This is a genomic window from Roseinatronobacter ekhonensis (assembly GCF_900499075.1).
Classification (GTDB): domain Bacteria; phylum Pseudomonadota; class Alphaproteobacteria; order Rhodobacterales; family Rhodobacteraceae; genus Roseinatronobacter; species Roseinatronobacter ekhonensis.
Genome location: NZ_UIHC01000002.1, coordinates 159,807 through 180,405, shown reverse-complemented (window position 1 = coordinate 180,405; position 20,599 = coordinate 159,807). Strand labels below are relative to the sequence as shown.

Genomic DNA, 20,599 nt, shown 5'->3' with positions numbered 1-20,599 from the left:
TAGGCCCGGAAATCGCCGAAATACTTCGTGATCGCCGCCGTCAGCGTCGTCTTGCCGTGGTCAACATGGCCAATCGTGCCAATGTTTACGTGCGGTTTACTGCGGTCAAACTTTGCTTTTGCCATGGATTAGGGCACCCTTTGTTGATGGGCCGTCTTGGTCGGCCCGAAATGACACGCGCGCCAGTTATCGAAGCGGACGCGGGAAATCAAGCCAGATCGGCGCAAAATCCGTCGTTGGTGTTCTTGGCGCAGGGGTCAGGCGTCGGCTCCGTCATCTGCCGCGCTGGAACCGGCATCGGCCGGGACGGCGTCCGGGGTTGCGCTCTCTTGCGGCGTGTCTTGTGCTTCGGGCTTGGGGGCGAACCAGTCTTCCTGCGTTGCCAGCCACCGCTCGATCGCGGCAATCCCGTTGCGCGACAGGTTCATCATCTGCTGTTCGGCACTTTGGGTCAGCCCGGAGCTGATCGCGGTTTCACCAGACAGCGATTCGAACACGATAATCCGGTGCGGCTTGGCATTGAGCTTCTTTTCAGCCGCGTCATCCCAGACCGTGACCCCAAGGATCAGGAAGGATTTGGGCGCAGCCACCAGAGGGATGCCCGGAATCGCCAGCACATAGCCCTGCACGGCAATGCCAAGGTGATACAACGTATCGCCCTGATACCGTGCGAATCGGCGCTGCAACTCACCTTCGAGGCTTTCTTTCCACGCGCCCGGCTCTGCCTTGCGCGACGCGGGGCCTTGCACCGCATTCTCTTCGACCACAATCGCATGGCCCAGAAGGAAATCGCCAAGCTCCGCGCGCTCGTCCCCAAGCTTCGCGCCACTGGCACAGGCCGACAGCAGGCCCAACGCCGCCACAAGCGCGACCGCGCGCAATGATCCGACCGAAAAACGCATTACAGCACCCTTCCTGCTATACATGGCAGACGCATAGCCGATCACAGGTCAGGGCGCAAATACGCAAGCGGGTTAGGTAAAGCGATTGTCACGCGGAAACCCGCGCGGCGCCATACGCCCCGCACTGGCGCGTTTGCCCAGCCATTCGGTCAGATCAGGCTCGTGCCGGGTCCGCCCCGCCGGGTCCAGCCAGCGCAAGCCCTCGGCCAGTGTGATCGTGGTCAGGTCGGACAGCCCGCCATCTTTGTAGGATTGCAGCCGGACCCCCTTGCCGCGCCCCATCTCGGGCAATTCAACCAAAGGAAAGACCAGCAATTTGCGGTTCTCGCCCACACAGGCCAGATGGTCGCCCGCAACCGCACGGCACACCAATGCGCGCACCCCGTCTTTGACGTTCAACACCTGTTTGCCACCACGGGTCTGGGCGATCACATCATCGGCGGGCACGACGAACCCGTCGCCCGCAGTGGATGCAACGACCAGCTTGGCCCCCGCCTTGTGGATGAACAGATCGACGATTTCGGCCTCGTTCGGCAGGTCGACCATCAGGCGCACGGGTTCGCCCATGCCGCGCCCACCCGGCAGGTTGGCCGCCAAGATGGTGTAGAACCGCCCGTTCGACCCGAACAGCACGATCTTGTCAGTGGTTTCCGCGTGGAAGGCAAAACGCCCCGCGTCACCATCCTTGAACTTGAACGCCTGATCCAGCGCGACATGGCCTTTCATGGCCCTGATCCAGCCCATCTTCGAGCAGACAATGGTCACGGGTTCGCGTTCGATCATGGCCTCTAGCGGAACATCCTCGACATCTGCCGCCTGCGCAAAATCAGAACGGCGTCGGCCAATATCGGTGGCCTTGCCGAATTCAGCCTGCACGGCGCGCAACTGTGTTGCGATGCGTTTCCATTGCAGTTTTTCAGAGGCCAGCAAATCTTCCAGCCCCGCGCGTTCCTTCAGCAACTCGTCACGTTCGCGGCGGAGTTCCATCTCTTCCAGCCGCCGCAAGCTGCGCAACCGCATGTTGAGGATGGATTCGGCCTGAAGCTCGGACAGTTCTCCCTCTCCTGCGGGCGGGGCGACATAGTCCTTTTCAGAGGTGGCACGGGTAAACGCACGGCCCCAGACCTCACGCATCAGCGCCGCGCGCGGCGCTTCGTCGTAGCGGATGATGTCAATCACCCGGTCCAGATTAAGGAACGCGATGATGAAGCCTTCCAGCACTTCCAGCCGGTGGTCGATCTTGTCCAACCGGTGTTGGCTGCGGCGCGCAAGCACATCCCGCCGGTGGTCCAGAAACGCGCGCAACACTTCGCGCAGGCTGCAGACCTTGGGCGTGACCCCGTCGATCAACACATTCATGTTCAGGCTGAATCGGGTTTCCAGATCGGAATGCTTGAACAGCATGCCCATCATCAACTCTGGGTCGACAGTGCGGCTTTTGGGGTCCAGCACGATACGCACATCATCGGCGGATTCGTCGCGCACATCGGCCAGCAGCGGCACCTTCCGGGTCTGGATGACTTCTGCCAGCTTTTCGATCAGGCGGGACTTGGGCACCTGAAACGGGATTTCGGTCACGACAACCTGCCATTGCCCGCGCCCCAGATCTTCAACCTCCCAGCGCGCGCGCAGGCGGAAGGCGCCGCGCCCGGTGGCATAGGCGGTGCGGATAGACTCTGCCGGTTCCACGATCACGCCGCCAGTCGGAAAATCCGGGCCGGGGATGAGCGCGACCAGATCGTCATCGGGCAAATCGGGCGCGGCGATGAGTGCAAGGCACCCCTCGATCAGCTCATCCAGGTTATGCGGCGGGATGTTGGTGGCCATACCAACCGCAATACCGCTTGCGCCATTGGCCAGCAGGTTGGGGAAGGCGGCGGGAAGCACAATAGGTTCTTCCAGAGTGCCGTCGTAGTTGGGCCGGTAATCGACCGCGTTTTCGGCCAGCCCCTCCAACAGCAATTCCGACGCGCGCGCCATCCGCGCCTCTGTGTAGCGCGCCGCTGCAGGGTTATCGCCGTCGATATTGCCGAAATTACCCTGCCCGTTGACCAGCGGGTAGCGCAGGTTGAAATCCTGCGCCAAGCGCGCCATCGCGTCATAGATCGCGGCATCGCCATGCGGGTGGTAATTGCCCATTACGTCGCCGGTGATCTTGGCAGATTTGCGAAAACCGCCGCTGGGCGACAGCTTCAACTCTCGCATGGCGAACAGAATGCGCCGATGCACTGGCTTTAGCCCGTCACGCGCATCGGGCAGCGCGCGGTGCATAATCGTGGACAGCGCGTATTGCAGATAGCGCGACCCCAGCGCGCGGCGCAGCGGTTCGGACGTGTTCAGATCGGGCGTGATGTCATCATCTTGGGGCATGGGTCTCGCATACCCCCAAGGATGGGCTGCGTCCAGCCCCCGCGCGGCAATGGCACAGCCGCGCGCGGCGATTATTCGCCGCCCCGCGATGCACAGGACGGCTTGCCTGTTTTCATGGCATGGCGCGCAAGCTACGCTGCCGGCACGCCCCTTGAAAGGAATGCCCATATGCGCCCCATCGCCGCCCTGTTGCTTTGCACCGCCCTGACCCAGCCTGCCACGGCGCAGACCGATCTGCGCGCGGTCACACTTTCGACCGCGGGTGTCGCCATGCTGCAAGCCGAGGGGCAGATGGACGCCGAAGGGCTACGCCTGACCTTGCGGCGCAGTGACATGAACGATTTTCTGAAATCACTGCGGCTGTCTGACCCTGCGGGCGCCACCCCGCGCCTGACCATGCCCGGCCCCGGCGGGTTGGAGGATGCCTTCGCCACCCTGCCCATACCACCAGAGGCGCTGTCGGACCTGACCGCCCTGATCGCGGCGCTGCAAGGCGCGCCCGCAACACTGACACGCCGCGCGACCATCGTCACAGGCCGCCTGATAGGCACGGGGGCGACGCCTTGTGATGACGGGCGCGCGGGTTGCGTGGCGGTGTCACTCATGGATGACGCAGGCCAGATCGTGCAAATCCCGCTGGATGACGCAACCACATTGGTGCTGCAAGACGCGACCGACCGCGCGGCACTGGATACCGCGCTCGACGCGGTGCGCGCACAAGGCCGCGCCAACCGCGTGGCGCTGCGCATAGACAGCGCCGACACGTCCGAGCGCGCGATCGGATTGGGCTGGTTGCAACCCGCGCCGGTATGGAAAACCGCGTGGCGCGCGGTCGACGGGCCGGACGGGCTGGCGCTGACCGGCTGGGCCGTGGTGGAAAACACCACCGGGCAGGATTGGGACGGCGTATCGCTGACGCTGGCCACGGGTGCTGTGCGGGCGCTGGATGCGCGGCTGTATGACCGTGTCGATGCCCCGCGCGAAAAAGCCCCGCAATTCGCGCCTGCACTGGCCGAAAGCGCCATGGCGCGCAGCTTCGCCGATGCCCCGATGGTAGAGGCCGCGCCGGTGGAGATGGCCGCAGGCACCAGTTTTTCCGCCTATACCCTGTCGCAGCCGGTGACGTTGGCCAGCGGCCAGATGCTCAGCCTGCCCTTCTTGCAGGAACAGGCCGCGACCGCACGCCTGACGCTCTATCGCGGTGGCAGTTTTGCGCCCCATCCGATGATGGCGCTTGAAGTGGAAAACCCCCTGCCGCTGCGCCTGCCTGCGGGTGTTGTCACCGTCTATGACGACACGCGCGGCCACGCGGGTGATGCGATGATGCCCGAACTGCCCCCCGGCGACAGCGCCTTGGTGGAATTCGCCGAAGACAGCGCAGTGACGGTCCGAGAGGACAGGAACGAGCGCGCCCGCATCATAGAGGCCACCGTGACGGATGGCGTGCTTGTCGCCCGCGAACGCGTGGAGGTGACAACCAGCTACAGGATAGAGGGCGCAGAGGATGGCGCGCGCACGGTGACATTGCTGCACCCGCGCCGTGGCGGATGGGACATGCAAACCGGCGGCGGCACGCCAGAGTTGGACGCCACGCGATTTGCCGTGGCCGTGCCGCAAGGCCAGATCACGACATTCGACGTGGTCGAAGCCCGAACCACCCGCACGCAACTGGCGCTATTGGACCTGTCGACCAACGATCTGGCCTATTGGGAAGGTCGCGTGCCCACGCCAGAGACCCGTGCGCTGTTTGCCGACTTGCGCATGTTGCGCGCCGAGCAGGCCGATCTGCGCGCGCAGATCGCGACCTTGGAACAGACGGAAGAAGACCTGATCGCCGATCAGGACCGTTTGGCCCGTCTGATCGCACAACTTGGTGACGACAGCGGCGCAAATATGGATCGCCGCGCGCGGGTTGATGCGATTGACGCGGAAATTGAGGCGGTGCGCGAGGAGAAAGAAGCGTTGCAGGCCGCATTGCAAGACGCAGACGCGCGCATGCGGGCCATGGTGCAGTAGGTCTGGGGCGCGTTGGTCGCGCAAAGGGTCACAACAGCCGACGCCTTGGCTCCGACGCGAAACCCATTGCCGTTGCTCCGGGTCAAAGGACGCTTCTGGTTGCGGTCGGGCCTTGTGCCAGAAACGAGGCTAGGGCTTTTCACCCGATATACGCCTCACCGACCCCCAAAAGCCTTAGTCCTTGGTTGCCGCTTCCAACGCCTCTATCCGCGCCTGCAATGCCACGTTTTCCTCGCGGGCTTTCTGGGCCATGCCGCGCACTGCGTCGAATTCTTCGCGGGTGACGAAATCGCGGTCCGCCAGCCAGCGGTCGAGCAGGCTTTTCATCGCCGTCTCTGCTTCGGTCCGCGCGCCTTGGGCGACGCCCATAGCATTGGTCATCAGTTGCGACATGTCATCCAGAATCTTGTTGCGGCTTTGCATGGCTGTATCCTTTACAAACGCTTTTAGCAGATATGTGGCCTGTCCCTTGAAAACGCAAGGTTGACTTCCCCGTCCCCCCCGCGCCAGACAGTCGCAACCCTTGCCCGGACGGTCCCTATGCTTGCGCCCCTTGCCATTCTGTTCCCCGATCTGCGCCCAGAGATATTCTCGATCGAGATTGGCGGTTTCACCCTGGCGCTGCGGTGGTATGCGCTGGCCTATATCGCGGGGTTCCTGCTGGGCTGGTGGATCATCATGCGGCTTATGGCGCGGCCTGCGTTGTGGCCCGGAAATACCGCCCCGATGCCACCCGCAAAGGTCGAAGCCTTGCTGACATGGGTTATCGTCGGGGTTATTCTTGGTGGGCGGCTTGGCTTTGTGTTGTTTTACCAAACCAGCTATTACCTTGAATATCCGGCCCAAATTCTGCGCATCTGGGAAGGCGGGATGTCGTTTCATGGCGGCTTTGCGGGTGTGATCATCGCGGGGCTGATCTACTGCCGACGCCACGGCGTGCCACCCTTGCAACTGGCCGACGCCATGGCACTGGTCGCACCCATCGGGATCGGGCTGGGGCGGCTTGCCAATTTCATCAATGCAGAGCTTTGGGGGCGGCCGACACTGGCGCCGTGGGGGGTGATATTCCCCGGCCCTGCCGCGCAGGATTGCCCATGGGACTGGCCAAGCGCGGTCTGCGCACGCCATCCCACGCAACTCTACGAGGCGGCGCTGGAGGGCGCGGTGCTCTTCGCGGTGCTGGCTTATCTGGTCTGGCGGCGCGGCGCGCTGAAGCAGCCGGGCTTGGCCACGGGTGTGTTTGTCGCGGGCTACGGGCTGGGGCGCTTCACGGTCGAATTCTGGCGGCAGGCCGATGCGCAATTCATCACCCCCGACAACCCGCTGGGCCATGTGCTGTCGCTTGGGCCATTGGGAATCAGCATGGGGCAAGTGTTGTCGCTGCCGATGATCGCAATCGGGCTGGCGCTGGTCTGGCGCGCAAGGCGGGCAAGATACCGGGCATGACGGCGCTGGCAGAGATCTTACGCCGCCAGATCGCGGCCCAAGGGCCGATCACGGTGGCCGACTACATGGCCCAATGCCTGCTGCACCCGCGCCACGGCTATTACACCACGCGCGACCCGTTCGGGATGGCGGGCGATTTCACCACCGCGCCCGAAATCAGCCAGATGTTCGGCGAGTTGCTGGGACTGCTGATCGCACAGGTCTGGATGGACCAGGGCGCGCCCGCCCGCTTCACGCTGGCAGAGCTTGGACCCGGTCGCGGCACGCTGATGGCCGACATGCTGCGCGCCACCGCGCGTGTTCCGGGGTTCCACGCAGGCGCACAGGTGCATCTGGTAGAGGCCTCGGCGGTGCTGCGCGCCGCGCAAGCCGAGCGCGTGCCCAGTGCCCGCTGGCATGACGGCACCGACAGCCTGCCCGATGACCAACCGCTGTTCCTGGTCGCAAACGAGTTTTTCGACGCGCTGCCCATCCGCCAGTTCCTGCGCTACCCCAAAGGCTGGGCCGAGCGCATGATCGGGCTGGAGGGCGACAGGTTGACCTTCGGGCTGACCCCGCCGGCACCGATTGCCATGCTGGACCACCGGCTTGACAGCACGTCAGAGGGGACGCTGGTCGAAACCTGCGCGCCTGCCCTGCCAATCATAGACGCGATCAGCACGCGGATCGCGGCCCATGGCGGCATGGCGCTGATTGTGGACTACGGCGACTGGGGCAACCATGGCGATACATTGCAGGCCATATGGCAGCAGCAAAAGGATGACCCGCTGGCTCATCCCGGTCAGGCCGATCTGACAGCGCATGTGGATTTCCGCGCGTTGGCCGCAGCTAGCCCGCTGGCGGCGACGCCCCTGACCGCGCAAGGCGCATTGCTGGAGCGTTTGGGCATCGCTCAGCGCACAGAGGCACTGGCCCGCAACCTGACCGGCGCGGCGCTGGAATCCCACATCGCCGCATATCGACGCTTGACGCAGCCCTCGGAAATGGGCCAGCTATTCAAAGCGCTGGGTCTGTATCCACCGCAGGCCCCGGCGCCGCCCGGTTTTGGATAAGTGACGTGACGCTGGAAATCATCACCTCTGACGCGCTATCGCCTTTGCGGCACGGGTTTTTCACCCGGCGTGGCGGGGCGTCTTCGGGCATTTTCTCTGGCTTGAATTGCGGTCCCGGATCGTCCGACCAAAGCGACAGTGTCCGCTTAAACCGTGCCCGCGTATCCGCAGCCATGGCGGTGGATGCGGGCGCGCTGGTGACGGTTCATCAGGTCCATTCCGCCGATGTCGCCACGATCAACGCCCCTATGGCAGATGCTGACCGCCCCCGCGCGGATGCGGTTGTGACCGCGACACCGGGACTGGCGTTGGCCATTTTGACCGCCGATTGCCAGCCGGTTTTACTGGCCGACACGGAAGCAGGTGTGATCGGGGCAGCCCATGCCGGTTGGCGCGGGGCGCTCGACGGGGTGCTGGAACATACCGTTGAGGCGATGGTCGCACTCGGGGCCACGCGCGAGGCGATCACGGCGGTGATCGGCCCCTGTATCAGCCAGCGCAACTACGAAGTCGGGCAGGATTTCCTTGAAAGGTTCCTGGACGAAGACCCGGACCACATGCGCTTTTTCGTCAATGGCGAGGGCGGGCGCTACCAGTTCGATTTGCTCGGCTTCGGGCTGGCGCGGTTGCGCGCGGCGGGGGTAGAGGCCCATTGGACGGGGCACTGCACCTATGCCGACCCGGCGGCTTTCTATTCCTACCGGCGGTCCTGCCATGAGGGTCAGGCCGATTACGGGCGGCTTATTTCGGTAATCCGGCTTTGATCCAGCCCTTGCGCGAATTCCGCCATCAACGACCGCACCACCGCGCGCAACGCTTCCTGCGTATCGGCCCCGTCATCCGTGGCCTGCGCAAAGACAGCGCGTTGCCGCTCTGCGCTTGTGCCATGCGCGACAATATCCTGCGCCCCGCGCAGTTCATTCAGGCAGCCTAAACCCATTGCGTCGGCGTCCAGCAGCTCTATCAGTTCCGTGACCAGATCGGCCATGGGCACCAGCGCGCCAAGACCAATATCCAACAGCCCCTCGCGCGGGCCGTAGCGCTGCGCGCGCCAGCGGTTTTCGGCAATCAGAAATCGGTCATAAATTCGCCAGCGCTGGTTGCGGCGGCGCAGCTCCACCAGCATCCGCGTGATCGCCTGCACCATGGCGGCAATCGTCAACGTATGCTCCATGATCGGCATGACATCGCAAATCCGCGATTCGAGCGTCGGGAATCGGGCCGAGGGACGAATGTCCCACCAGATTTTCAACGTGTCCTCGATCAAACCCGCGGCGATCAGCATATCGACAGAGCGGCGATATTCGGCATAGGCCGAAAAATCGGGCGGAAGGCCGGTGCGCGGCAGGTTGTCGAACACCGACAGACGGTAACTGTTCAGCCCGGTATCCTGCCCGCCCCAGAATGGCGAAGAGGTGGACAAAGCCAGCAGATGCGGAAGAAAGTAACTGAACTGGCGCATGACATCCATGCGCAGATCATCATCGGGCAGACCCACATGAACGTGTGTGCCGCAGATCAGCATCCGCCGCACCACCCCGCCCAGATCGCGCGCCAGATCGTTATAGCGTTGTTTTTCAGTGTGTTTGCGCGATTGCCAATCAGCAAACGGGTGGCACGACACCGCAAGCGGCGCAAGCCCGTATTCGGCGGCGCAGGTTGCGATTGTGCGGCGCAGATTGCCAAGATCGGCGCGCGCTTCGGCAATATTGGCGCAAACGCCGGTGCCCACCTCTATCTGGCATGCCAGAAACTCTGGCGAGACCTGATCGCCCAGCGCCTGCGCGCAATCGCGCATCAGCGCGTCGGGCACATCGGCCAGCGCACAGGTTTCGGCATTGACCAGAAGGTATTCTTCTTCAATGCCAAGCGTATATTCGGGCGTGTCCATGCCCGTCATGCTGCCGCGAAATCGGGTTTCGCGCAAGAAAATGCTATGGCGGCGCGGTGCGGGGCGCGCTAGCCATAGGGCATGATCCTGAATGCCCGCCTGCCCTTTGCCCCTTGGGTGGACCCCGCCCGCCGCCGCCTGCCCGGCGTGATGCCGTTGAAGCGCGCCGACTGGCTGCTTGTCTCTGACGCCTACCCCGCCCAAATGGCAGAGCGCGTACGACTGCTGGCCGCGCGCCCTGCCGACGTGCTGGCTTGCCAGCCCCAAGCTGAAGCGGCTGCGCTGGAACTGCTGGACGAGGTGTTGCGCGACCTGCCCGCCTTGGGGTTTGGCGTGAGCGGCACGCATGTCACTTGCCCCGATGGCCGCAGCGTGGCGCTGGACCGCGCCAATCCCCTGCAAAGCCTTGGCCTGCTGCTGCAAGAGGATTTCTGCATTCTGCAACAGCCCGACGCGGCGGCGGAACATGTGTTGACCGGCGCGGTGCTGTGTTTCCCGTCCAGCTGGACCTTGGCCGAGAAGCTGGGACGCCCGCTTTTGCGCATTCATGCGCCCGTGCCGGGCTACGATGCGCAGATGGGCGCGCGGGTGCAGCGCATGTTCGATGCGATCCGCCCCGAGCAGCCGCTGTGGCGCGCCAACCTGCTGCGCTATACAAACCCCGCGCTGTATCAGCCGCGTCCGGAATTCGCGCCCAAGGACAAGCGCGACAATGGCGATTTCATCCGATCAGAGCGGCAATGCCTGTTGCGCTTGCCTGTCAGCCGCGCGGTGGTGTTTTCCATTCACACCGCACAGGTGCGTCGCGCGGATCTGCGCCCACACGAGGCGCAGGCGCTGGCCGACATGCAGGTCTAGCGGATCCGGCTGGCGGACCCCAGCAGCCGCGCGCGCTCACCTTGGCCAATCACCGGCCCGCGCAGTGCCGCAGCACGGGCCCGAAGGTTGGCGGCGCGGGTTTGCGGCGTGGCCGACAGGCGCAGCGCCGTGGCGTCTGTGGGCGGTCCCGCCTGCGCCAACAGGCCCGATATCGGCACAAGGCGCGGCGCGTCCCCGCGCGCTTGCCGGTCGGCAGGCGGCAGGTCGGGGCTGTTCACGCAGGCAGCCAGAGCGGCGCAGAGCAGGAAAGAAGAAAATGAGCGGCGCATGACGGTCCCTGTGCTGCAAGCCCCTGCATCTTAGCCACGGACAGGCCAAAGGCGCAAGGCGGTGGTGCCTTGCGCCTTTCGGCAATTCTTTCGAACTAAACGTTAGTAGCGCTCAAAGACAATGTCCGTATCGCAGGTATCACGATACCAGTTCCCGCCATAAACATGGTAAGTTCCACTTTGAGCGTTCTCCATGTTCAAACGCGCGTTCCAGTCGTCATTGCGCCCGCCTTCCCAGACTGTCCAACCACTATAGTGCCACTGGCCACCTGGGTCTCTTACAGCAAGCACAGAATCACAGTCGAACCCACTGTTGCCGTCGTCGGTTCGGATGCGCAGGCGGTTTCCGTTGCCGGACTGTCCCTCATTATCCCAGTTGAACACCACTGTCGGATTCGCGTTCACATAACCGTCATTGTCGCGGTCGAAATCGTCGCAGCGTGACAGGTCTTGGCGGCCGCCAACTTCAACACGATGGCGCAAGACAGAACCAGAGGCCGCGAGAGCTGATTGGGTAACTTTATGGGTGCGCCCGGCATGCCTTGGATCGGGACACGCGTCATAATTCTGAAACCCGGAGTATTGATCGACACCGTCGCGATCGCGCCTGCGGGGCACAAAATGTGATTGCGCCTGATCGCCTGCCCTCGCGCTGATGCGGAAATTATCGATCCCAAAGCTCTCGTTTGATCTTGGCTCATCACTCAGCATTCGAAAGTCGAGATCAAATTCTTCCTCAGGGTCCGTAATATCTATTCTGACTCTCCAGATTTGATCTGCCCAAGCAGAGCCACCGATATTTGCGTTGTCATTGACCAATTCCATTCGGGTTGTGAACAGACCCTCGTCACGCGACGCTGTTGTGCGCCGAGTCGCACGCATTACGCCGGAGGGTGTTGCCTGAAAGGTCTCAGCGGCTATGCTTGTTCCTTCCACACCGATCCAGATCTGTTCGCCGCCCTCCGGGGCCCATGACGCGTCGAACCCGTCCCAGCTATCAAGCAGGTAGAAATCGAATTCGATACGGGCCGCAACCATCTCGCGATCCAGATCGACCTCGAACTCCAGCGGGTCATTGAACGTTTCACGCCCGAACGGACCAAGAAAGCCACCAATTGTTCCGTCACTGCTGGTTGTGACATCATCTTCGGACCAGTCATCCGCGTCGTCGTTTGAAAAATCATCATCCAGAAGAACCGTATCAAGCGGCGGGTCGGCAGGATCATCGCCGGGGGTATCGGGATCATCCGGGTCAGATACCGGGTTGGCAGGTGTCGCGCCGAATTCGCTGGCATCGGGCGGGGCGGCGTCCATCGCGCCCTCGTAGTTGATGAAGGGCGAAAAACGCGGACGCACCACCGCAATCGGGCTCAGGCGCGTGTTGTCCAGAATGTCGAACCCCAGAAACACCTGCGGCAACGGTGTTTCCCACATGGTGAAGCTTTCGACCAGAATCAGCGCCTCGCCCGGCATGACCGGGGGAATGCGATTATGCAGGTCGGCATTCGGCATCTGGGTGAAGCCCGCGATCATATTCTCGCCGTCCTCACCATCCATCAATTCGCGCAGAGTTCCCATCTCACCCGAAGACATCAGTTGAAACGTGTTGTCGGGCAAGGCGTTCATGCCGCGCGTGCCATAGGACCACAGCACCAGAGGCTGGTCGGCATCGCGGTCCCACACCACGGACGTGACACGCAAGCGCGATGTCTCGCTGTTTGCGATCAAGAAGTCATAGACGTCATTCATCCCTTCAAGGTAATCATTTTCAATTCGCGTCGTCTTTCGCGAAATCGCATCTGCCACGTAAAGCGCGGCTGCCTGCGCCTGCGTGCGCGCCCGGTAGGCGTCATTGAAAATCATGGTCGCAAAAAAGGCCCAGATTAGCAAAGGCAGAACCAAGACAAGCTCGACCGTGACGGCGGCGCGCGCGTCAGATACAAAATCGCGCACGCGTTGGCGGAAGGATTCAACTTGGCTCATTTACAAAAACCCCTCTGGAAACAGCTACATAGTCTCCGTTAGCGTTGATCGGCATCGCTGTCAGGACGCCGGTCAAGCGGATGAACGGGTCTGAAACAACGCATGTGCGGATCAGCATCAACTCTTGCGGCGCCGCGGCCGATCGCGGAGTAAATGCGACAGCCGGGGAAATGTTCTCTTCGCGGTCTACGCATCCGACAGGCTCGTCAAGCCCAGCAAATGACTCGTCGTTGATGATCCTCAGCTCAACGGTGATCCCCGCAAGACACTCGTCTTCCTGCATGACTGGGCGCATCCCGGAACTGACATCTTCAATCCCAGTGCAAATCGCGTTTTTGATATCATCCGAGGATTCGAAATCAGGGTTTCCAAGACGAATCTCACGCACGGCAAGGTCCACGGCCCGGTCCAGCATCACTTGCCGCAGCATCGATACGCCGACATCGACAGAAGCGAAGAACAGGCTGAGCAGGAACGGAATGATCACCACGAATTCGACCGTGACGGCCCCGTCTTGCCGGTGTGCCCAAGACCGCAGGAATTTCGGCAGTTTACTCATGACATAACCTAAATGTTCTATGTGCCCGAAAAACGGGGCTTTCTGACCTTCACGGTCGCAGATGATTGCGGCGATTTTCGGAATGGATGATGGCGGATTGGCGGCAGTGCCCGACCGCAGGACAGCGCGGCAGCCCAAAGGACCGCCGCGCCGCATGATTATTCCGTCAGGCGCAGGGTTTGCGTCTTGACATGCGTCGCGATGCTGTCGAACGATGCGACCAATGCATCACCGCCAGTATTGAAAAAGTGGTTTTCCGACGAGGCGCATTCCGACAGCAGGTCGATCGCGCCTTGCGGGGCGTCGAATGACACGGTGTAGACGGTCACATCATTGGCACGCATTCCCTGACAGACCGCGAGCGTGTTGTCATCCTGCACCGAACTGTTGAACCGGCTTCCGCAACAATTCTGTCCGTCGGTCAGCAGCACCATCACACGGTGCACGCCCGGTTCGTCCCAATCGAAGGGGCGCCCGCGCATCTCTGCCGGCAACTGTCCCGAATCGACCATCGAATCGATGAACCCGCGCATGTCGGGGTCGAGCAGCATGGCACCGAAGCGCGCACCGAGGTCGATAGAGGTGGTGCCGCGCGTGCTGATCGCGTCGACATAGCTTTCGAAATCTGCCAGATCGTTGACCATCGGCTTGATCTCATATGCCGCATTGGTCGAGCAATTGACGCGCGTGCCGGGTGCATTGGAACTGTTCTGCCCGACCGAAGCCCAGGGCGGTCCATTGCCGTTTCCAACGCCAACGGGCCCGTTGCCGTCCCGCACATCGGTCCAGTCATCAAATTCAAGGCAGGCGCCAGAGCCCGACACATCCAGCATGTGGTTCAACATGCCCGGCGTGGGCAGCACCCACGAATCATAGGTCACAAGCGACAGCGACACATTCGCCGGATCGTTGTTTCCCAGTATTTCCGCCGCAAAGGACTTTGCGGCCAGCTTCATTTCCGCCAGCCGCGTGCGCCCGGTAGAGGTGCTCGACCCCATCGACCCGGACGCGTCCAGCACCATCACGATCTCGACCTTTGTCGTGCCCCCGCGCCCTTCGACGGCGGCAGCAGGTGCGGTCATATCCAGATTGTTGATCCCTGACATGCGCAGGAACATCGTCTCCATCCGCGCGGTGGGATTCACCCGCACGGTGCGCCCCGTTTCGGACGTGTCGGTTACGGTAATATTGCCCGACGCAAACTCGCCCAGCCCCTCGGCATCGAAATAGGCCTGTGCCAATTCCTGCGGCGTCATCGTGACATTGCTGTTCATGAGCGACGTCGCCGCCAGCACGGCACGGTCTGACGTGCCTTGCAGCCGGACGCGGTCATTTTCATAGCGCATCACGTCCACGGCAAGGCCACTGACCATCAGCATAAGCACAAAGATGATCAGACCAAAGACCAGAACGGCGCCGTCCTCTGCCCGTGCGAATCCGGACATCACCTGCGCGAACAGCTTGCGCGGTGGTCCTTCTGAACTTGTCGTCGTATTCATTACCAACACCTCTCATAAACCCCGCATGTGGCAGTCCGGCGCGGGCGGTTAGCAGCATCCATCATGGTGTTACTACGCCCGCCCCGTGGCTTTTTTGGGGCGTGTTCCAGCGCGATTGCGGCGTAATTTAGGCAATTTTTAGGGAAACGAACTGAACTCGCCGCCGCGGGGGCCATCACCGAAAACACCTGTGCAGCAGGGTTTCGCGACGCGGTTAACCTGTTACTGTCCGAATCAAGATAGCAAATTGACGCAGCTTCGGCGTCCGCAATGGGAGGATTTCATGCGCGATATGACAGAACCGGGTTTCCGCGAGAATGTAGACATCATGTTCCGCCGCGCGGTCGAGTATCTGGACCTGCCACCGGGGCTGGCCGACAAGATCCAGATCTGCAATTCGACCTACACCGTCCGCTTCGGCGTGCGTCTGCGCGGCAAGATCGAAACCTTTGTCGGCTACCGCGCGGTGCATTCCGAACATATGGAACCCGTCAAAGGCGGCATTCGCTACGCCCCCGAAGTGCACCAGAACGAGGTAGAGGCGCTGGCCGCCCTGATGACCTATAAATGCGCGCTGGTCGAAACCCCGTTCGGTGGGTCCAAGGGCGGGCTGTGCATAGACCCCCGTAAGTACGAGGAACACGAACTGGAACAGATCACCCGCAGGTTTGCCTATGAGCTGGCCAAGCGCGACCTGATCCATCCGGCCCAGAACGTCCCCGCCCCCGATATGGGCACGGGTGAGCGTGAAATGGCGTGGATCGCGGACCAATACGCCCGGATGAACACCACCGACATCAACGCGCGCGCCTGTGTCACCGGCAAGCCGCTGAATTCGGGCGGCATAAAGGGCCGGGTCGAGGCGACGGGGCGCGGCGTGCAATATGCGTTGCAGGAATTCTTCCGCCACCCTGACGACATGGCCAAGGCGGGCCTGACCGGCAGTCTGGCCGGAAAACGCATCATCGTGCAGGGCTTGGGCAATGTGGGCTATCACGCCGCCAAATTCCTGCGCGAGGAAGATGACGCCCGGATCATCGGGATTATCGAGCGCGACGGGGCCATCCTGAACGAAGACGGGCTGGACCCCGATGATGTGCGCGAGTGGATCGGGCAGCATGGCGGCGTCAAGGGCTATCCGGGGGCCGAATTCACCGCCAATGGCGCCGTGATGCTGGAACATGACTGCGACATCCTTATCCCGGCGGCGCTGGAAGGCGTCATCAACCGTGAAAACGCCGACCGCATTCACGCGCCCCTGATCATCGAAGCGGCCAATGGTCCGATCACCGCAGGGGCCGATGATATCCTGCGCGAAAAAGGCGTGGTCATCATTCCCGACCTCTATGCCAATGCGGGCGGTGTGACGGTGTCCTATTTCGAATGGGTCAAGAACCTGTCGCATATCCGTTTTGGCCGGATGCAACGCCGCAACGAGGAAGCGCACGCAAAATCGCTCGTGCGCGAATTGGAACGCCTGTCCGAAGACAGAGGCTTGGGCTGGGAACTGTCGCGCGATTTCAAGGAAAAATACCTGCAAGGTGCGGATGAATTGCAACTCGTTCGTTCGGGTCTGGATGACACGATGCGCACCGCCTACCAAGCGATCTCGGAAGAATGGCACCGCCGCAACGATGTGCGCGACCTGCGCACGGCCGCCTTCATTGTGTCGATCACAAAGGTCGCGGACAGCTACCGCGCAAAGGGGCTGTAATCCCGGCTGACGGCGTGCCCGGCGGCGTCACCGACCGGGCACACGCCACCTAACAAAAGCCGCTACCCCAGCGCCACACCTGTCTTTGCGCAGCGTCCCACCCCCAATTGTGGCAAAGCGCGCATGACGCTTTTTTATCAAATACGTCGCATTTCGCAGTCATTTCGGCCCAGCTGCACATAACATACAGGACAACAGCCCGAAAACGGGGCATTGGTTGCTAATTTTAAGTTATCGGTTGCAAAGCGAAACTCGGTTCGTTTTACTCTGAGCAGGAAAAGAGCGGATTACCGCCGGTCCACACAGGGAGATAAGTGTGAGCGCATCAGGAACGGATGATGGCTTCGTCGTATTCGACAAGGTTCAGAAAAGCTATGACGGCGAAACGCTGGTCGTAAAAGATCTTAACCTGTCGGTCGGGAAGGGTGAATTCCTGACAATGCTTGGACCGTCGGGGTCTGGCAAAACAACCTGCCTCATGATGTTGGCCGGGTTTGAAACCGCGACGAATGGCGAGATTTTGCTGGATGGTAAACCGATCAACTCGGTCCCCCCGCACAAGCGCGGCATCGGCATGGTCTTTCAGAACTACGCGCTGTTTCCGCACATGACCGTGGGCGAGAATCTTGGATTTCCGCTTGAAGTGCGCGGAATGGGGAAATCTGACCGCGAGACCAAGATCAAGCGCGCGCTCGACATGGTGCAGATGGGCGACTTCATCAACCGCCGTCCGGCCCAGCTTTCGGGCGGCCAGCAGCAGCGGATTGCGCTGGCCCGCGCCTTGGTGTTCGAACCGGAACTGGTGTTGATGGATGAGCCGCTCGGCGCGCTCGATAAACAGTTGCGTGAACACATGCAGTTTGAGATCACACGCCTCGCACATGACCTGGGCATTACCACCGTGTATGTGACCCATGACCAGACCGAAGCGCTGACAATGTCCGACAACGTGGCCGTGTTCGACGACGGACGGATCCAACAGCTTGATCCGCCCGATGTGCTGTATGAAGCGCCGAAAAACAGCTTCGTTGCACAGTTCATCGGTGAGAATAATACCCTTGATGGCGTTGTGAAAGAGATCAAGGGCGAGCATTGTGTGGTCCAACTGGATGGCGGCGAATTGATCGACGCCAAGCCTGTGAACGTATCCAATGTTGGGGAGCGGACGCGCGTTTCCATCCGCCCCGAGCGTGTGGAAGCCAACAAAAGCCGTCTGGCAGAAGACGCCCACACGATCAAAGCCAAGGTTTTGGAGTTCATCTACATGGGCGATGTGTTCCGCACGCGCCTGAAAGTAGCTGGAAATGAGAATTTCATCATGAAAACCCGTAACGCACCCGATCAGGTGCGCCACAAACCGGGTGACATGATCGAAATCGGCTGGATGCCGACAGATTGCCGCGCGCTCGACTTCGGTTGATCGCTCGCGGCCAAAAATTGCAGAGCCCGAGGGACGGGAATGCAAAAAGACGTATCGGCAACGACCGATGACGTTATCACTCTAGGAGGTTACGAATGACTAACAAGTTCAAGTTGATTGCGCTGAGTTCGGCGGCAAGCATCATGGCGTTGAGCGCTGCGGCACAGGAAGAGGTCTCTTTGACCGTTGTGTCCTGGGGCGGCGCTTACACCGCAAGCCAGCAGCGCGCGTATCACGAGCCCTACATGGCTATGAACCCGAATGTGACCATCATCAACGACGATGGTTCGGCCAACGCACTGGCAGGTCTGCGGGCCCAAAGCCAAGCTGGCAATGTAACATGGGATCTGGTCGACATGCTGCCGTCGGATGCCCAGCTGGCATGTGACGAAGGCATCATCATGGAAATCGACCATGACGAAATGCTGGCCCCTGCCCCCGATGGCACGCCCGCGAGCGAAGACTTCCTGCCGGGAAGCCTTGGCGACTGCTTTATCCCGCAGATCCTGTACTCGACCATTCTGGCCGCACGTCCCGGTGCGTTCGAAGGCGAGCAGCCCGATTCCATCGAAGACCTGTTCGATCTGGAGAACTTCCCCGGTAAGCGTGCGTTGCAGGATCGCCCCGGCACCAACCTCGAATGGGCGCTCTATGCTGACGGCGTCGCGCTCGAAGACATCTACGATGTTCTGTCGACCCCGGAAGGCGTTGACCGTGCATTTGCCAAGCTCGACACCATCAAGGACGAGATCATCTTCTGGACCGAAGGTGCACAGGCACCGCAGCTTCTGGCAGATGGCGAAGTTGCGTTCGCAACCGGCTATAACGGCCGTATGTTCGACGCGATCGAGGTCGAAGGCATGGACGCCGCGATCATTTGGGACGGCCAGATCGTGGAATGGGACGGCTGGGTTGTACCCGCACAGGGCGACAACGTGGACGCCGTGATGGACTATCTGTATTTCGCCACCGACACGCAGCGTCTTGCGGATCAGGCAAAATACATCAGCTATGGTCCGGCACGCGCATCTTCGGCGCCGCTGGTTGGTGAGCATGCCGATCTTGGCATCGAGATGGCACCGCATATGCCAAGCGCGCCCGACAACTACTTCGCACCGATCGTTCTGGATAACGACTTCTGGGCTGACTACGGTGACGAACTGCGCGAGCGTTTCGCAAACTGGATGCTTCAGTAATCTGACGTAAAACTAGGGGCGCGCGATTTCGCGCGCCCCTTTTTGGCCTTTCGGCCCTCCCCGGAATTCCCTGAAGGATGAAGCCATGGCAATGTCTGACGACGCGGGCGATGACGTCGCAATCGGAAACGAGACAGATAGCAAAGGCCGCTTGCTGACATCGGACGGTCGTCCCCTGCGCGCAGCGCTGGAGCGCGCGAACCGTCGCCGCAAACTGACCGCGTTCGGCCTTGTGACGCCGCTGCTGGCCTTCATCGTGATTTTCTTCGCCTACCCCATCGTTCAGATGATGTGGCGTTCGGTCGATAACCCCGCCGTGATCGAAGCGCTGCCACGCACGCTGGACGCGCTGCAAGACTGGGACGGCGAAGAGCTGCCCAGTGAAGACGTGTATCGCGCGCTCTACGAAGACATGATGGCCGACGAAGAGTTGCCGCGTATCGAACAAAAGATCGGCCCGCTTGCTGTGCGCCTGAACTACGAAGTTTCGGCTGCCCGCGGCGCCATTTCTCGAACATCGCGCAATGTAGACGAGTTCGAACCGCCGTATAAAGAGGCGTTCATGGACGCCCACCGCCTGTGGAACGACACTGAAATCTGGCGGATCATCGAGCGCGAGGGGCGACCTCTGACGGCGTCCTACTACGTCGCGGCGGTCGACGCCGAATACAATGCCGATAACGAGATTGTCCGCGCCGACGAGAACCGGCGTATTTATGTGTCGCTGTTTGGACGAACATTCGCCATGAGCATTGTCATCACCTTCATGACCTTCGCGCTTGGGTTCCCGATTGCGTATTACCTATCCAGCCTTCCGATGAGCAAGGCCAACCTGCTGATGATCGCCGTGCTGTTGCCCTTCTGGACATCGCTTCTGGTGCGCACTTCGGCCTGGATCGTGCTGTTGCAGGGCCAAGGCGTGATCAATGACTCGCTCGTTGGGCTCGGGTTAATCGGTGACGATGATCGCCTCAGTATGATCTATAACCAGACCGGCACGATCATCGCGATGACACATATCCTGCTGCCGTTCATGGTGCTGCCGCTCTACTCAGTGATGAAAACTATCCCGCCCAGCTATGCCCGTGCAGCCCGTAGTCTTGGGGCGACGCCGTTCACAGCATTCCGACGGGTCTATTTCCCCCAGACATTGCCGGGGATCGCGGCGGGCGGTGTGCTCGTGTTCATCATTTCGATCGGTTACTACATCACCCCCGCGCTTGTGGGCGGTCAGGATGGGCGCATGATCTCGAACGAGATTGCCCGCCATATCCAATCCTCGCTCAACTGGGGTCTTGCCGCTGCACTCGGGACAATGTTGCTGGTCAGCGTGCTGATCCTGTATTGGCTGTTCAACAAGCTTGTCGGCACCGACAGCCTGAAATTCGGATAAGGGGGGCCCG

Annotated in this window: 18 protein-coding genes; 9 read left to right on the top strand and 9 right to left on the bottom strand. The window is 61.4% G+C overall.

Translation table 11 applies throughout. The annotated features are described in order from the left end of the window. The 3 genes from ROE7235_RS01835 to parC form a co-directional block, all read right to left on the bottom strand. Positions 1-125 (bottom strand): GTP-binding protein (locus ROE7235_RS01835; protein ID WP_245963857.1); only part of this gene is annotated, 125 nt, incomplete at its 3' end. A 132-nt stretch (positions 126-257) separates the two neighbouring features. After that, entirely contained in the window at positions 258-902 is a 645-nt protein-coding gene (locus ROE7235_RS01830; protein WP_121092954.1) for a hypothetical protein, read from the bottom strand. Between the two features lie 72 nt (positions 903-974). Further along, positions 975-3,272, bottom strand: coding sequence for a DNA topoisomerase IV subunit A (gene parC / locus ROE7235_RS01825; RefSeq protein WP_121092953.1), 2,298 nt, complete (start codon positions 3,270-3,272; stop codon positions 975-977). Positions 3,273-3,440: 168 nt separating this feature from the next. On the opposite strand from parC, the gene ROE7235_RS01820 reads away from it, so the two are divergent. Further along, a complete protein-coding gene (locus tag ROE7235_RS01820) occupies positions 3,441-5,288 on the top strand; it encodes a hypothetical protein (protein ID WP_147434150.1) in 1,848 nt (615 codons plus the stop codon). A gap of 174 nt (positions 5,289-5,462) precedes the next feature. Here ROE7235_RS01820 and ROE7235_RS01815 read toward each other — a convergent pair whose 3' ends face one another. Then, positions 5,463-5,711 carry an accessory factor UbiK family protein gene (locus tag ROE7235_RS01815; protein ID WP_121092951.1) on the bottom strand — a complete coding sequence of 83 codons (249 nt, stop codon included), beginning with the start codon at positions 5,709-5,711 and terminating at the stop codon, positions 5,463-5,465. A 117-nt stretch (positions 5,712-5,828) separates the two neighbouring features. Here ROE7235_RS01815 and lgt point away from each other — a divergent pair, with 117 nt between their 5' ends. Genes lgt through pgeF form a run of 3 tightly spaced genes read left to right on the top strand, consistent with a single transcriptional unit; the run spans position 5,829 to position 8,550 of the window. After that, entirely contained in the window at positions 5,829-6,734 is a 906-nt protein-coding gene (lgt, locus tag ROE7235_RS01810; protein ID WP_121092950.1) for a prolipoprotein diacylglyceryl transferase, read from the top strand. Next, entirely contained in the window at positions 6,731-7,786 is a 1,056-nt protein-coding gene (locus tag ROE7235_RS01805; RefSeq protein ID WP_121092949.1) for a class I SAM-dependent methyltransferase, read from the top strand. The genes lgt and ROE7235_RS01805 overlap by 4 nt, the downstream gene beginning before the upstream one ends. Before the next feature lie 5 nt (positions 7,787-7,791). Further along, positions 7,792-8,550, top strand: a complete 759-nt coding sequence (gene pgeF, locus ROE7235_RS01800; protein WP_121092948.1) for a peptidoglycan editing factor PgeF — start codon at positions 7,792-7,794, stop codon at positions 8,548-8,550. Here pgeF and ROE7235_RS01795 read toward each other — a convergent pair. Continuing rightward, the gene (locus tag ROE7235_RS01795; RefSeq protein WP_121092947.1) at positions 8,517-9,677 is read right to left on the bottom strand and encodes a carboxylate-amine ligase; all 1,161 of its coding nucleotides are present in this window, start codon (positions 9,675-9,677) and stop codon (positions 8,517-8,519) included. The genes pgeF and ROE7235_RS01795 overlap by 34 nt on opposite strands. 81 nt (positions 9,678-9,758) lie before the next feature. On the opposite strand from ROE7235_RS01795, the gene ROE7235_RS01790 reads away from it, so the two are divergent. Further along, the gene (locus tag ROE7235_RS01790) at positions 9,759-10,535 is read left to right on the top strand and encodes a heme-dependent oxidative N-demethylase family protein (protein ID WP_121092946.1); all 777 of its coding nucleotides are present in this window, start codon (positions 9,759-9,761) and stop codon (positions 10,533-10,535) included. Here the strand turns inward: ROE7235_RS01790 and ROE7235_RS01785 are convergent. From ROE7235_RS01785 to ROE7235_RS01770, 4 genes are all read right to left on the bottom strand, one after another. Next, positions 10,532-10,825, bottom strand: a complete 294-nt coding sequence (locus ROE7235_RS01785) for a hypothetical protein (RefSeq protein WP_121092945.1) — start codon at positions 10,823-10,825, stop codon at positions 10,532-10,534. The two genes, ROE7235_RS01790 and ROE7235_RS01785, sit on opposite strands and share 4 nt — an antisense overlap. A gap of 102 nt (positions 10,826-10,927) precedes the next feature. Further along, entirely contained in the window at positions 10,928-12,808 is a 1,881-nt protein-coding gene (locus ROE7235_RS01780) for a hypothetical protein (RefSeq protein ID WP_121092944.1), read from the bottom strand. Then, complete coding sequence (locus ROE7235_RS01775) at positions 12,795-13,523, bottom strand: TadE/TadG family type IV pilus assembly protein (protein ID WP_121092943.1); 729 nt, start codon at positions 13,521-13,523, stop codon at positions 12,795-12,797. The genes ROE7235_RS01780 and ROE7235_RS01775 overlap by 14 nt, the downstream gene beginning before the upstream one ends. A gap of 2 nt (positions 13,524-13,525) precedes the next feature. Continuing rightward, positions 13,526-14,866 carry a TadE/TadG family type IV pilus assembly protein gene (locus ROE7235_RS01770; protein WP_121092942.1) on the bottom strand — a complete coding sequence of 447 codons (1,341 nt, stop codon included), beginning with the start codon at positions 14,864-14,866 and terminating at the stop codon, positions 13,526-13,528. A 283-nt stretch (positions 14,867-15,149) separates the two neighbouring features. On the opposite strand from ROE7235_RS01770, the gene ROE7235_RS01765 reads away from it, so the two are divergent. From ROE7235_RS01765 to ROE7235_RS01750, 4 genes are all read left to right on the top strand, one after another. Next, entirely contained in the window at positions 15,150-16,580 is a 1,431-nt protein-coding gene (locus ROE7235_RS01765; protein ID WP_121092941.1) for a Glu/Leu/Phe/Val family dehydrogenase, read from the top strand. A 316-nt stretch (positions 16,581-16,896) separates the two neighbouring features. After that, complete coding sequence (locus ROE7235_RS01760) at positions 16,897-18,000, top strand: ABC transporter ATP-binding protein (RefSeq protein WP_370743413.1); 1,104 nt, start codon at positions 16,897-16,899, stop codon at positions 17,998-18,000. Between the two features lie 95 nt (positions 18,001-18,095). Continuing rightward, positions 18,096-19,196, top strand: a complete 1,101-nt coding sequence (locus ROE7235_RS01755) for an extracellular solute-binding protein (RefSeq protein WP_183073255.1) — start codon at positions 18,096-18,098, stop codon at positions 19,194-19,196. 91 nt (positions 19,197-19,287) lie between these two features. Next, positions 19,288-20,589, top strand: a complete 1,302-nt coding sequence (locus ROE7235_RS01750) for an ABC transporter permease (RefSeq protein WP_121092967.1) — start codon at positions 19,288-19,290, stop codon at positions 20,587-20,589. The last annotated feature ends 10 nt before the right edge of the window (positions 20,590-20,599 follow it).